The following is a 12311-nucleotide window of genomic DNA, read 5'->3' on the forward strand; positions in this document are numbered from 1 at the left end:
AGCCGGTAGGTGGCACTGCATGGCTGACGGCACACACCGGGGAGGCAAAAACGACTGCCTCCCCGAGTCTGGCCCCGGAGGTACCCCGCCCAGCCGCTCGGAGTATGCGCCGTCCTCCGGATGGCGTATGGTCCGAGCCTCTCTGGGCCTGATTGGTTTCGTGCGGATCCATACGAAAGAACGGCGGCGGCCGTCGAGAGCGCGAAGATTCTGCCCCTGTCTCGCGTCGCGACCAGGAACCCCGCGGTGTTCCCTGGCCGTACCACCCCTGCCTGCCTGCCTGCCTGCCTGCGTGGCGCCGGACGAGTCGGGACGGCCTCCGTCCCGCCCATCAGCGGGGGAGGTCCCGGTGCTCTGCCGGCCGCCGCATTGCCTGCCGTCGTGCCGGAGGGCCGAGCCCCTGCGGGTTCAGTCGGACGGCGGCAGCAACGTGCCCAGCGGACCCAGGTCGAGGTTGAGGTCCTCCATGGTCAGCCCGTACTGGGCGCACAGTTCACTCATTCGCTCATGGAGAACCATGAGCGTGGCCCCCAGGTGCTCCTCCTGCTCGTCGGTGAGATCTCCCTGATCGACCCGATGCAGCGCCTGCCGCTCCATGAGCTGGCGCAGTAGCTCCACCAAGGTGAGGACCAGCCTGATGAGGTCTCGCTCCACGGTGTCGGGATCGGAGCTGATCCGACGTGCGGATGCGTGTGAACGCTTGCCCGACGGTGACAGATCGCGAGGCGCTGCCGGCAGAAGTCGGAAGGCGCGCTCAGCGGCCTCTGCGACCTCTTCACGGCGGCGGGCCGGCCCGCGCCCGTCCTCAGCCGTCATGGTCGTCTCCATACGGCGTCGCCTCAGCCCAGGGCGAAGGGTTCTGTTCGCTGATGGACACGATCAACGCCCTGAGCGAGACCCGCACCAGATCGATGTCGGCGATGGACAGTACGACGTCGCCGGTGAGGACCACGCCGCCGCTGAGGAGGCGGTCCAGCAGGTCGATGAGCGCGACTTGCCGCTGGGCCAGTGGCTCGACCGCGGACGATGGTTCGTCGGGAGTCGTCATGGTCGCGGACCAGTCGAGGCGTCATCGGTCTCGGTGGGTGGCATGGCGAAGGAATAGGGGGCCCAGGGCCCAGTGACCTCTATCCGAACGCCCTGCAGTCCGTCAGCGGCTCGCTCCACCCCGGCTCGGAACTCCTCACACTGAGCGAGAGGCACAAGGTATGCGTCATTGACGACGTTCTCGCCCGCTGCGTCGGCGAGAAGGCCCTGCTGCACTCGGTGGCGTGCCCTGTCGGCGGCGTACCTGCGCCCTACGTCCTCGACTGCATCGGCGGCCCGTTGAGCAGCCTGGTAGACGCTGTCCCGAACGCTCTGCTGTTGCCTGCGGTTGCGCAGGTACGCGCGCCCCGGGGACAGATCTGCCCCTCGCCGGGGCTCAGGGGCGGCCGGTGCAGCGGACGGCTCGACGTAGATCTTGACTCCCCATTCGACGTGCTCGGCCAGGCGCGCCAGACGGTCCGTGAACACGGCCTGCCCACCATCGAGGACGTCGCGCGCCCTGGTGTCGTCGAGATACACCGTTGCCAGACGCAGTGGAAGCACCGTCGTGCGGGCAGCCACGGTCTCGATGACGGCGTGGTGCGCGCGGGCAACCGACTCGAGCCAGTCCAGGTCTTCCAGGCGTTGCTTGAGGGCGTCCTCCTGGAAGTCCTGCGCGGGCACGTGACTTGCCACGAGTACCAGGGTGTTGTCGTGACTGCCGGGCACGAGACGGACCGGGGTGTCGGCGACGCCGTTGAGCGCGGTGATGAACTCCTCGAGCCGGTCGGCGTTGCGGGCCACGGCATACACGTAGGTGACGAGGTCATTCATCGCGAGCACGTCCTCGTCGACGCCTGTCGCGTGGTCGGTCCGTCCCTGTCTCTTCTTCCGCTTCCGCTTCTGCTTCTGCCTCCGCGTCCTGGTCTTCGTCCGAGCGCTCGTGTTCGTGCTCGTGCTCTTGCTCGGGCAGTGCCTCGCGGCTCCGGAGCGCATCGATCTCCGCACGGAGCCGCCGGTTCTCCTCGGTGAGTGACCGGTCGTTCCTGCTCCGTGACGACAGTGAGGGGTCGTGCTCCCACCAGTCGATGCCCATTTCCTTTGCTTTGTCGACCGACGCGACGATGAGCCGGAGCTTGATGGTCAGCAGCTCGATGTCGAGGAGATTGATCTGAATGTCGCCCGCGATCACGATGCCCTTGTCGAGCACGCGCTCCAGGATGTCGGCGAGATTGGCGGAAGAGCCCTGCCCGTAAGGCGGAGCTGCTCTGGAAGGGTAGGAGACGGGCCTGTTGGCCAGAGGTTCAGTCACGGTGGTGGCCTCGTGTTCCCTCGTCGTGCCGGGTCAGGGTTGCCCGCCCCGCCAATGGGCCCGAATCTCTTCCAGTCGGTCGAGCAGTTCGTCCTCGCGTCGGTCGAAGGTCTCCTCGTCAATCTGCCCCGAGAGCAACTGCCGCTCGAGCTCTGCGAGTTCGGCTTGCACGGGGGCCGGGTCGTAGTACTCCTTCTCCGCTGCTTCCAGGACGCGGTCGACCGTCCATATGACACCGCGCACCGGTGCAAGGGGGAGAGTGACGAGCTGCGTGAAGAGACCCATGACTACTCCTCAGACGAAACTGTAGGGCGGGAGAGGAGCGCTCAGCCGCAGCTCGAAGTCATCGCCCAACTGATTCGCCACGCTCAACTCTGTGGTCAGGAAGCCCTCTTCTTGGTCGTCGGTCACAAGGAACGAGACGCTGAGGAAGTCCGATCCGGTCGGGGCAGAGGAGTCAAACTCTCGGGCGAAGGGGCGCAGGGCTTCGATCACTCCTGCGGCCAGGGCCTCTTGACGAGTCTGCACCTCGTGGGCCACCAGCTCACCGAGTTGGACGGGTGCATCCGGACCGGCCGTACCCGCGCGTATCGCCTCGTTGAGCTGCCGCGCAGTGGCCGAGTCCTGAAGAATCTCACGCAACAGGGAGTCCTCATCCTGCGACGCTTTGAGGTGGTACTCGGTGCAACCCTCGAGTGCGCGAAGTCTGTCCGCATACTCCTCGGCACGTTCCTCCAGTGCGGCCCGTACGGCTTCGTCGTCCGCAGCCATGAGCCCGAATCTCAGAGGAAGCACCGTGCCGTCCGCCATGAGCCGCTCCTGCACCGCCTGGTGCGCGTTGATGTCGCGACGTTTGGGCCGAAGGTCCTCCGGGGCGTCGCTGACGACAGCACACAGCAATCCGGCCGTCACTACGCGCAGCTCTGCCGGCGTCTCGCCGACGCCTTGGAGGTCGCCGAGGTGCAGAGGGTGCTGCTTGCCGGTGATGGAGTAGATGTAAACGGCCATGGCTTACTCCTCCTCGCGGGGCTAGCCCCGCTCCCGCCGGGAGGCACGCCGGGCAGGCCGTCGACGCCTCTCCACGGGTTCCCTTTCCTTCTCCTCCTCTGCCTCCCCCTCGTCCTCATCCTCCTCCTCTTCCTCGGAGTTACCCTCCGTGACACCTTTGACGGTATCGGTGATGGCTTCGACGGCACCCGAGAGGGCGCCCTTGGACTTTCCCTTGGCTCCGCTCTCGATCGAATCGCCGACGATGTCGGTGAGCTGGCTCGGTGCTTTTCGCCCGGACTCGAGATCGAGACGGTTACATGCCTCTGCGAATCGCAGATACGTGTCTACGCTGGCCACGACGATGCGAGCGTCGATCTTCAGTATTTCGATGCCGACCAGTGAGACGCGGACGAAGACGTCGATCACAAGTCCGCGATCAAGAATGAGTTCCAGGACGTCGTAGAGGCTGCCGCTGCTGCCACCGCCTTGAGCGACGGCGCCTCCACCTTGCGGCACCACAGTCATGGTGCCTCCCTTCACCGGCAATTCGGCTGTATCTCAGCCTCGCCGATCGATCTGTCCTCGGGTGTAGCGGCGCGTCCTTTCGTAGGCCACGAGATCGCCCTCCTTGTCGAGAGTCACTCGGTAGCTGGCCATCACGCTGGTGGTGTCGGGGACGCGTTCCAATTCGAGTACCTCGACATCGGCTTCCCATCCGTCATCGGTGGGTTTTAGTGCCGAAACCGACTCCGGGGCTCGTCCGAGAAGCTCCTGCAATTGCTCTGCTGCGGCACGCATGGCCCCTGCGGCACCACCCTTGCCGCCTTTGCCTGAACGGCGTCGGGTTTCACCGCCGGCGCCCCGGGTGGTGCTGCGGCTACCGGTGGAGCGCCGCTTGGCGGGTTCTGCCGGGGCCATGGTCACTCCCGTCGTCGGTGAGGGCGCCAGATCCCACGCGCGAACGTAGAATTTCATCATATACGGCCACATCTCGCAGTGGTGGTGGGCGGCTTCGAGGAAGCCTGCCGGACGAGGATGTGAGGCTCCGGGGGGTGCAGGGTGCTGTGTGAGGCGGCGCATGCGGTCTCTCTCCTCGATCCGGGCTGGGCCGGGTGGTGTTGGCCCTGAACCGGGGTTCCTTGGGTTCCTTGCCTCTGCCCTTTCCGAAGGGGACCGGTTCATGAACGACACGACCAAGATCGCTCTTGCCACCGCGGTAGCGGGCGGCTACGTGCTAGGGCGTACCAAGAAAGCGCGTCTCGCGTTCGGGGTGGCGACGTATCTCGCCGGACGCCGCTTCGGGCTCAATCCTCAGCAGCTCCTGACCCAAGGCCTGCAAAAACTCGGAGATGTTCCAGGGGTCGGCGAGCTGAACGAGCAGGTACGTGGCCAACTGCTGGACGCGGGACGTGGAGCTCTGGTTGCTGCGGCCGATCGTAGCCTCGTCGGCCTCGCTGACTCCCTCCATGAACGCACGCTGCGCATCGGTGAGAAGGACGAGGACGAGGACGAAGAGGAGGAAGAGCCGGAGGAAGAGGAAGAGGAGGAGCCGGAGGAAGAAGAGGAGGAAGAGGAAGAAGAACCGGAGGAAGAGGAGGAAGAGGAAGAGCTGGAGGGCGAGGAGGAAGAGCCGGAGGAAGAGGAAGAAGAGGCCGAGGAGGAACCACCGCGGCGCCGCCGTTCAGCGGGAACGACTGGGAGGCGGCAGGCGGCCAAACCCAGCCCTCGGAAGACCGCGGCAAAGAGGACTGCTCCCGCCAAGAAGCGAGCACCGGCGAAGAAGACGGCTGCGAAGAAAGCGCCGGCCAAGAAAACGGCAGCGAAGAAGGCGCCGGCCAAGAAGGCTGCAGCGAAGAAGACACCGGCGAAGAAGACGGCAGCGAAGAAGACGGCAGCGAAGAAGGCGCCGGCCAAGAAAGCGACGTCGAAGAGGACTTCGTCCAAGAAGTCGGCTCCAGCGAAGAAGTCGACTGCCAAGAAGACTGCTGCGCGGCGGAGGTAGGTCATGGCCACCAAAGATCGCGGCGCCGACCGCGAAGAAGGAACGGGCCTGGAAATCCTGCGCGACGAGCTTGGCGCCTACCTCAGTGCGCAGGCCGAGCACCTCGTCGAGCGTGCCGGCGACAAGCTGGAGGATGTGACCGATCAACTCCTCGACGTAGCCGAGAACGGTGGGTCCCTCGCCGGACTCGGTGGGTCCCTGCCCGCTATAGGCGGACGCATTCTTCAGGGTGAATCCCCGCTGAAGGCGTTCGTCGGCGAGAAGGCCAAGGGCGTGAAGGACAGCGTGGTGGACAAGGTTCAGCAGGTCTTCGGGGGCGGAGGCGGAAAGAAGTCCGGCGGCAACAAGTCCATGAACATGGTCGAAGTGCTGGACGTGGGCGTTCCGATTCGCACCGCTTACAACCACTGGACCCAGTACGAGGAGTTCAGCAGTTTCACCAAAGGCGTACGCAGCGTCTCCAAGAGTGACGAGGCGACCAGCGACTGGAAGCTGAAGGTCGGCCCGTCGAGCCGCAGTTGGAAGGCAACCGTCCAGGAACAGGTTCCGGACGAGCGGATCATCTGGACCTCGGAAGGCGCGAAGGGCACCACCCGCGGCTGCGTGAGCTTCCATGAGCTGACGCCCACGTTGACCCGTCTCGTGCTCGTCGTCGAGTACTACCCCTCGGGGCTCTTCGAGAAGACCGGCAACCTCTGGCGCGCTCAAGGGCGGCGTCTGCGTCTGGACTTCAAGCACTTCCAGCGTTACGTCACGTTCGCCGACGAGGATCCCGAGGGCTGGCGCGGTGAAATTCGCGACGGCGAGGTGGTCCGGTCCCATGAGGAAGTTCTGGAAGAGGAGGAAGCGGCGGACGAAGAAGACGAAGCGGATGAGGACACGGGAGAGAACGGCGAAGAAGAGTACGAGGACGAAGAGGAGCCCGATGAGGAGGAAGAGGAGGGAGAGTACGAAGAGGGCCCCGACGAGGAGGAGGACGACGAAGAGGCATACGAAGACGACGAAGAGTGAGCCCTTTCCAGCGTGCGGCGTCTGAGGGATCTGAGGGGTCTGCGGGCGAGTTGGGCCGCTGTATGTCGCAGCGTTGTCGTCCCACGCCGCAGAAGCTCCTGGAAGACGGGTTCACGACTAAGTTCGTCCGTACTCCCAAGAGCTTCTCGGCGGTTGCCCCCAGACCGCATTGCCCGCCGACAGCGCGTACTGCTCTGGGAAGTGCACGCGCAGGCGCCACGGCATCCGCGGCACGGTGAACATTCAGCGGGATCTAGTGAGGATCCCCGGGCCTTCGGGCCCGGGAGGAATCACTTCTCGAAATGGGGGTGAGCTGCGCGTACGCGCGGGTCTGCTGTGTTGTCAGTGCTCCCGCATAGGGTTTCGGTATGAAGATCGTGGTGCAGGTGAAGCTGTTGCCGGAGGCCGAACAGGTCGCCGCGCTGCGCTCCACGCTGCGTACGGTCAACGATCTGGCGTGCTGGGTGTCCCAGGTGGCGTTCGCTCGCGGCGTGCCGCGTGAGTATGAGCTGCGTAGGCACACGTATTTGCATCTCAAGGCCGAAGGGCTGGGGGCGCAGGCCGCGCAGCATGTGATCAAGAAGGTGCGTGACGCGTACACCACGCTGCACGCCAACCTGCGCGCCGGACATCTCGGCAAGCCGAAGTCGAGGCGTCGGGTCAAGGCGGAGTCCAAGCCGATCGCGTTCCGGCCCGAGGCCGCGCAGCCGTACGACGACCGGTGTCTGAGCTGGCAGTACGACCAGCAGACGGTGTCCATCTGGACGGTGGCCGGGCGCATCAAGAACGTCTCGTTCGTGTGCTCCGCCGACGCGCTCAAGACGCTCCGCGACTACCGCAAGGGTGAGTCCGATCTGATCGAGCGCGACGGCGTGTTCTACCTGATCGCCACCTGTGACGTGCCCGAGGCAGAGGCGTACGAGCCGGACGGTTTCATCGGCGTGGACCTCGGCATCGTCAACATCGCTACCACGTCCACCGGCTACCGGGCCGCCGGGCGCGGTCTGGGCCGCTACCGCAAACGCCAGCTGGCCCTGCGGCGGAAGTTGCAGAAGAAGCGCACCAAGTCCGCCAAACGCCGGTTGAAAGAACGCTCCCGCCGCGAGCAGCGGCACGTCAAGAACACCAACCACATCATCGCCAAGACGATCGTGACCGAGGCTGAACGCACCTTGGCCGGGATCTCCCTGGAAGAACTCAAGGGAATCCGGCAGAGGGTACGGCTCCGTAAGCCCCAACGGGTCACGCTCCACTCCTGGGCCTTCGCCCAGCTCGGAGACTTCATCGTCTACAAGGCCCGCAGGGCCGGTGTGCCCCTGGTCTACGTCGATCCCGCGTACACGTCGCAGATGTGCTCGCAGTGCCGGCACGTCGACAAGCGCAACCGGGTCGACCAGGGGCTTTTCATCTGCCGGGGGTGCGGGGTCGTTGCCCACGCCGACCGGAACGCTTCCCACAACATCGCCCAACGCGGCGAGAACGTGTGGACTGCGGGGCGTGAGTCACGCGTCCCTGCCACCCCATAACGGGGTGTCTGGACGGAGGAGCCCACCCAGCAGCCAGTTGGGCACTACCTCCAAACCCGGTCCTTCAGGGCCGGTCAAGTTGACTTCCTGACCGGTCCCCTTGGGCGTTGGGCCCACCCTGTCTCAGCGCCGATCGCGGCGAAGGCCGTCGGGGCGCCGTGGATTCATCGGGTGCGGGATCCGCTGCCGGCACTGTCTTCGTCAGCGCTGTCGTCGCCGGGGACGTGCACGGCGGAGACGTTGATGTTGATCTCGACCACGTCCAGACCGGTCATCGTCTCCACCGCGTCGGAGATGTGGGTCCGCAGCTGGCCGGCGAGTTCATGGATCGGGATCCCGTATTCGACTTCGATGTCCGCGTCGATCGCGGCCTGCGTCTCACCCACCTCCACCTTGACCGCCCGGCTGAGGCTCGACGATGCGGACATTCGGCCCGTTACCGCGCCCAGAGCCTTGGAGGAACCCTTGCCGACAGAGTGGACACCATCGGTATCGCGGATGGCGATCCCGCCGATCACGGCCACCACACTGTCGGCGATGGTCGTCCTGCCACCCGCGTCCGCTGGTTGCGCGCTCCGTCGTGACGGGGTGCCCGCGATGGTGCCGCCGGAGGCTGTTCTCTCGCCTGTGTGCTCGATGTCGGCCATGGCTGCCTCACAGAGAGTTGCTGGCACAAGCGGCTTTCGCGCTCGCTCGGGCCCCCGGTTCTCACTCTGCGCTCGGCGACCGCCCTCCGCCATTCGAGTGGATCGGCCCTGTCCGATGAAAGGCCCGACCCTCGGCGGCCACGGATTCGACGTCGTCCTGATCTCCCGTAACCAGAACAAGCTCGACGCCCTCGCCGGTGCACTCGCGGAGTCCGGGATCACTGCAGAGGGTTTCGCCGCCGGCATCGCCGACGCGGATCAGCTCACCGGCGCCCTCAAGGTGGCCGCGGAGCAACTGGGGCGCATCGACGTCCTGGAGGTCTCGCCGCACGCCGGTCTGTCCGTGGCTCAGCCGGAAGCCGTGACCCTCGACCATCTGCGTCCGCAGGCCGACAACTTGCTCTCCGGCGCGGTCACCGCCGTCCAGGCGGTGTTGCCCGCGATGCTCGATGCCGGTTCCGGCACCGTGCTGTTCGCCACAGGCGGCGGTGCCATCCACCCGTACGCGATGCTCGCGGACACCAACGTCGCCCAGGCCTGGCAGCGCAACTGGGCGCTCACTCTCCACAACTCCCTTGCTGTCAGGGGTATTTATGCCGCCAGCATCGCTATCAACTCTTGATCGGCGCACGGGCTCCGGAGGACGTCCCGCACCGTGCCCCGGAGGACATCGCCTTGGACTACCGGGACCTTTCCATCAACCGTGACAAGGCCGAACACCTCGTCCGCTGACCTGCGAGCTCACGGACGGATCTCCTGAGTGCTCGCCCTCCCCAGGAGGCAGAGCAGTTCGCCTCGGCATGCGAAGGCCCGCCACCCATTCGGTGGCGGGCCTTCGCATGCCGAACTCTTTCAGCTGGGCGGCGTATAGCGTCCGTCGATCGCCGTCCAGCCCCCGTCCACGAAGAGCTGGCTCCCCGTCACGAAGGACGACGCGTCCGACGCCAGATAGACGACGGCGCCGGCCAGTTCGTCGGGCCGGGACCAGCGGCCTAGGGCACTCTTGGACGCGTAGGCCTGCGACCACTGGGGCACGGACCTGATCTGCGCGGTCAGCGGTGTTTCCACGACGCCCGGAGCGACGGCGTTGACCCGCACACCCGACGGTCCCAGCTCGGCCGCCGCGGTGCGCAGCAGTTGGACGAGGCCGGCCTTCGTGGCCGCGTACACGCCCTGGCCCGGCTCGACGGCCACCGAACGGATCGAGCTGAAGCCGATGATGCTCCCGCGGCCGCGGTCGGCCATGCCCCGGCCGAAGGCCCGTACGAGGTCGAAGGAGGCGCGCAGATTGAGCGACACGACTCGGTCGAACTCGTCCGCCGTGTAGTCGAGCAGATGCTTGCGCACGTTCGTCGCGGCGGTGAAGACGAGCACGTCGACGGCGCCGAGTTCCTCGGCGGCGCGTGCGACCGCCTCGCCGTCCAGCACGTCGAGGGCGTACGCCAACATCTCCTTGCCCATCGACGCCGTCTGCGTGGCCGCCTCCAGGTCGCGGTCGGCGCACACCACCGTGGCGCCGTGCGCGGCGAGCGCGAGGGCGCTCTCGCGGCCGATTCCGCTGCCGGCGCCCACCACTACGGCCTTGCGGCCGTCGAGCCGGAACAGGCGGGAGTAGGTGTCCATCGCATCGGTGTGGTCGTTGTCGTGCATGGTCCTCACGGCTTCTTCGTCGTCGGGCGGATCACTGCCATGCGGGTCACGGTGAGCTCTTCGATGGCGAACCTCGGGCCTTCCCGTCCGGCCCCGGAGTCCTTCACACCGCCGTACGGCATGACGTCGGAGCGGAAGCCGGGAACTTCGTTGACGACCACGCCGCCCACCTCCAGACGGTCGAGAGCGGCGAACGCGCTGTCGAGGGCGCTGGTGTAGACGCTCGCGTGCAGTCCGTAGCGCGAGTCGTTGACCAGGTCGAAGGCCTTCTCCAGATCGGGGACCGAGCGGATCGCGACGACAGGGCCGAAGACCTCCTCGTCCCACAGGGGGAGGCCGCGGTCCACGTCGAGCAGCACTGCGGGCTCGATCACCCCGTCGGTCACTTTGCCCCCGGCCAGCAGCGACGCGCCCGCCGCCACCGCCTCCTCCAGCCATGCGCACACCCGCTCGGTCGACCGCTCGTCGATGAGGGCCGAGACACGTGTGTGCGGATCGCGGGGATCGCCCACGGTCACCTCGGCCACCCGCTCCTTCACGCGGGCCACGAACTCCTCGCGCACGGCGTCCACCACGACGACCCGCTGCACGCTGATGCAGGCCTGGCCGGACGCGTAGAAGCCGCCGCGTACCACCGCGTCGGCTGCGGCGTCGAGGTCGGCGTCGGCGGCCACCACCAATGCGGCGTTGGAACCGAGTTCGAGCAGCACCTTGGTGGGGGCCGCGTCCTTGGCGATCCGGTGGCCCACGGCGGCGGAGCCGGTGAAGGACACCGCTCCGATCCGGCGGTCGGTGGTCAGCACGGCGCCGAGCTCCGGGCCGCCGGTCACCAGCTGCACCGCGGCCTGCGGTGCGCCGCAGGCGAGCAGGGATTCGCGGAGGAGGTGCACCAGCCACAGGGTGGCCAGCGGTGTCTGTGGCGCGGGCTTGACGATGATCGGGCAGCCCGCGGCCAGGGCGGGCGCGATCTTGTGCGTGGCAAGCAGCAGGGGGTAGTTGAAGCCCGCGATGCCCACCACGACACCGATCGGCCTGCGCGTCCAGAAGCCGAGCAGCCCGTCGCCCGAAGGCAGCAGGTCGAGCGGTACCGTCTCGCCGTGCAGCCGTGCCACTTCCTCGGCCGCGGTCAGCAGGGTCAGCAAGGTGCGGTCCACCTCGACGCGGCAGTCGACGAGCGGCTTGCCGGTCTCCAGGACCAGGAGCCGCTCGAAGTCGTCACGGCGGGCGGTGACGGCTTCGTGTGTCGCGAGCAGCGCCGCTCTGCGGGTGTGTGAGGGCAGTCGGCCGACCTGGTGGCGGACCGCGACCGCCGCGTCCAGGGCCTGGCGCGCGAGGTCGGTGTCCCCGACCGGCGCCGAGGCGACGAGCGTCCCGTCGTAGGGGAAGCGGACATGATCGGCTGCGGGGGCCACCACCCAGGTGTCGCCGATGGGAAGGCCCTCGGGAAACTCCTTCACCAACAGGCCTTCGTCGCTGGTGGGTTTGTCGTGCGTAGTCACGGTCGGTACTCCCGGTCGAGGTCGATCGCCGTCATTCCGGACAGCGCATCGCGTTGGACTTGGTCACCAGGCACAGGCGGCCCGATCGCCGCCCGGCCGGCGCGCAGGCCTGGTGCGCCGCTCGTTCGATGGCGCGGCGGGAGCGCGCGGCGAGCTCGAGGCCGAGATCATGGCCGCTGTCCGCGTGTCCCACCCCGCCGGCGCCAACGTACTCGCCCTCGGTGTCTCCCGGACGATCACCAGATCCACGTCGTCGGTGTCGTACACCTTGGTGGGAATGCCGTGGAACGCGCGCACCGGGCGGATGTTCACGGCGGGGGCGAAGATGCGACCGCAGGTCGTTGATCCGTCCCCGGATCAGTTCGTGCCCGGGCACACCGGGCCGTCGGACGGTGCCGGAGAGTGCGGCGTCCGACGGCTCGACGAGGTCGGCCACGTCGGACGGCATGGCCGCGCCCTCCCGGAGGAACCGCTCGCCGCCCCGGTCGAGGTCGGTCACGTCGAGCCGATGACCGTCACTTTCCCGCGCGGCCCGCAGCGTGGGCACGGTCGCCGCGACGACCTCGGGACCGATTCCGTCGTCCGGAAGGACGGCGAGACCATCCGTCTCGGTGTCTCGCGGCATGCACGCCACCCTTTCGCTGCAAC

General features: G+C 67.1%; 16 protein-coding genes. 4 read left to right on the forward strand and 12 right to left on the reverse strand.

Annotated features, from left to right (window positions below):
• Positions 1-408: 408 nt before the first annotated feature.
• From ACFC96_RS13780 to ACFC96_RS13815, 8 genes are read right to left on the reverse strand one after another with little or no spacing between them, the layout of a single operon-like run.
• A complete protein-coding gene (locus ACFC96_RS13780) occupies positions 409-816 on the reverse strand; it encodes a gas vesicle protein K (RefSeq protein WP_340457917.1) in 408 nt (135 codons plus the stop codon).
• Positions 806-1048, reverse strand: a complete 243-nt coding sequence (locus ACFC96_RS13785; protein ID WP_340457916.1) for a gas vesicle protein — start codon at positions 1046-1048, stop codon at positions 806-808. The genes ACFC96_RS13780 and ACFC96_RS13785 overlap by 11 nt, the downstream gene beginning before the upstream one ends.
• Complete coding sequence (locus tag ACFC96_RS13790) at positions 1045-1860, reverse strand: GvpL/GvpF family gas vesicle protein (protein WP_376266756.1); 816 nt, start codon at positions 1858-1860, stop codon at positions 1045-1047. Before ACFC96_RS13790 ends, ACFC96_RS13785 begins: the two co-directional genes overlap by 4 nt.
• Positions 1853-2338 carry a gas vesicle protein gene (locus ACFC96_RS13795; RefSeq protein ID WP_340457914.1) on the reverse strand — a complete coding sequence of 162 codons (486 nt, stop codon included), beginning with the start codon at positions 2336-2338 and terminating at the stop codon, positions 1853-1855. Before ACFC96_RS13795 ends, ACFC96_RS13790 begins: the two co-directional genes overlap by 8 nt.
• 33 nt (positions 2339-2371) lie before the next feature.
• The gene (locus ACFC96_RS13800; RefSeq protein WP_340457913.1) at positions 2372-2623 is read right to left on the reverse strand and encodes a gas vesicle protein GvpG; all 252 of its coding nucleotides are present in this window, start codon (positions 2621-2623) and stop codon (positions 2372-2374) included.
• A 9-nt stretch (positions 2624-2632) separates the two neighbouring features.
• The gene (locus ACFC96_RS13805; protein ID WP_376266765.1) at positions 2633-3346 is read right to left on the reverse strand and encodes a GvpL/GvpF family gas vesicle protein; all 714 of its coding nucleotides are present in this window, start codon (positions 3344-3346) and stop codon (positions 2633-2635) included.
• Positions 3347-3367: 21 nt separating this feature from the next.
• Positions 3368-3853 (reverse strand): gas vesicle structural protein GvpA, encoded by a 486-nt coding sequence (locus ACFC96_RS13810; RefSeq protein ID WP_340457911.1) that lies wholly within the window; start codon positions 3851-3853, stop codon positions 3368-3370.
• Between the two features lie 33 nt (positions 3854-3886).
• Positions 3887-4246: a gas vesicle protein gene (locus tag ACFC96_RS13815; protein WP_376227350.1), complete on the reverse strand. Its 360-nt coding sequence runs from the start codon at positions 4244-4246 to the stop codon at positions 3887-3889.
• A 262-nt stretch (positions 4247-4508) separates the two neighbouring features.
• Here ACFC96_RS13815 and ACFC96_RS13820 point away from each other — a divergent pair, with 262 nt between their 5' ends.
• The 3 genes from ACFC96_RS13820 to ACFC96_RS13830 all read left to right on the forward strand — a co-directional run bounded on the left by ACFC96_RS13820 (position 4509) and on the right by ACFC96_RS13830 (position 7867).
• Positions 4509-5330, forward strand: a complete 822-nt coding sequence (locus tag ACFC96_RS13820; RefSeq protein WP_376266768.1) for a histone H1-like repetitive region-containing protein — start codon at positions 4509-4511, stop codon at positions 5328-5330.
• A gap of 3 nt (positions 5331-5333) precedes the next feature.
• Complete coding sequence (locus ACFC96_RS13825) at positions 5334-6341, forward strand: SRPBCC family protein (protein ID WP_340457908.1); 1008 nt, start codon at positions 5334-5336, stop codon at positions 6339-6341.
• A 368-nt stretch (positions 6342-6709) separates the two neighbouring features.
• Positions 6710-7867 carry an RNA-guided endonuclease InsQ/TnpB family protein gene (locus tag ACFC96_RS13830; protein WP_376612344.1) on the forward strand — a complete coding sequence of 386 codons (1158 nt, stop codon included), beginning with the start codon at positions 6710-6712 and terminating at the stop codon, positions 7865-7867.
• Positions 7868-8031: 164 nt separating this feature from the next.
• Here ACFC96_RS13830 and ACFC96_RS13835 read toward each other — a convergent pair whose 3' ends face one another.
• Complete coding sequence (locus ACFC96_RS13835; RefSeq protein ID WP_376612346.1) at positions 8032-8514, reverse strand: Asp23/Gls24 family envelope stress response protein; 483 nt, start codon at positions 8512-8514, stop codon at positions 8032-8034.
• Between the two features lie 115 nt (positions 8515-8629).
• Between ACFC96_RS13835 and ACFC96_RS13840 the strand changes: the two genes are divergently transcribed.
• On the forward strand, positions 8630-9136 hold the full coding sequence (locus ACFC96_RS13840; protein ID WP_340459286.1) for an SDR family NAD(P)-dependent oxidoreductase: 507 nt from the start codon (positions 8630-8632) through the stop codon (positions 9134-9136).
• Between the two features lie 230 nt (positions 9137-9366).
• On the opposite strand, the gene ACFC96_RS13845 is transcribed toward ACFC96_RS13840, so the two are convergent.
• The 3 genes from ACFC96_RS13845 to ACFC96_RS13855 are packed head-to-tail and all read right to left on the reverse strand — an operon-like array spanning position 9367 to position 12288.
• Entirely contained in the window at positions 9367-10164 is a 798-nt protein-coding gene (locus ACFC96_RS13845; protein ID WP_376612348.1) for an SDR family NAD(P)-dependent oxidoreductase, read from the reverse strand.
• 5 nt (positions 10165-10169) lie between these two features.
• Positions 10170-11663 (reverse strand): aldehyde dehydrogenase family protein, encoded by a 1494-nt coding sequence (locus ACFC96_RS13850; protein ID WP_376612350.1) that lies wholly within the window; start codon positions 11661-11663, stop codon positions 10170-10172.
• A 31-nt stretch (positions 11664-11694) separates the two neighbouring features.
• Complete coding sequence (locus ACFC96_RS13855; RefSeq protein ID WP_376612351.1) at positions 11695-12288, reverse strand: isocitrate/isopropylmalate family dehydrogenase; 594 nt, start codon at positions 12286-12288, stop codon at positions 11695-11697.
• Positions 12289-12311 lie beyond the last annotated feature (23 nt).

Source organism: Streptomyces sp. NPDC055955 (assembly GCF_042270245.1).
Classification (GTDB): Bacteria; Actinomycetota; Actinomycetes; order Streptomycetales; family Streptomycetaceae; genus Streptomyces.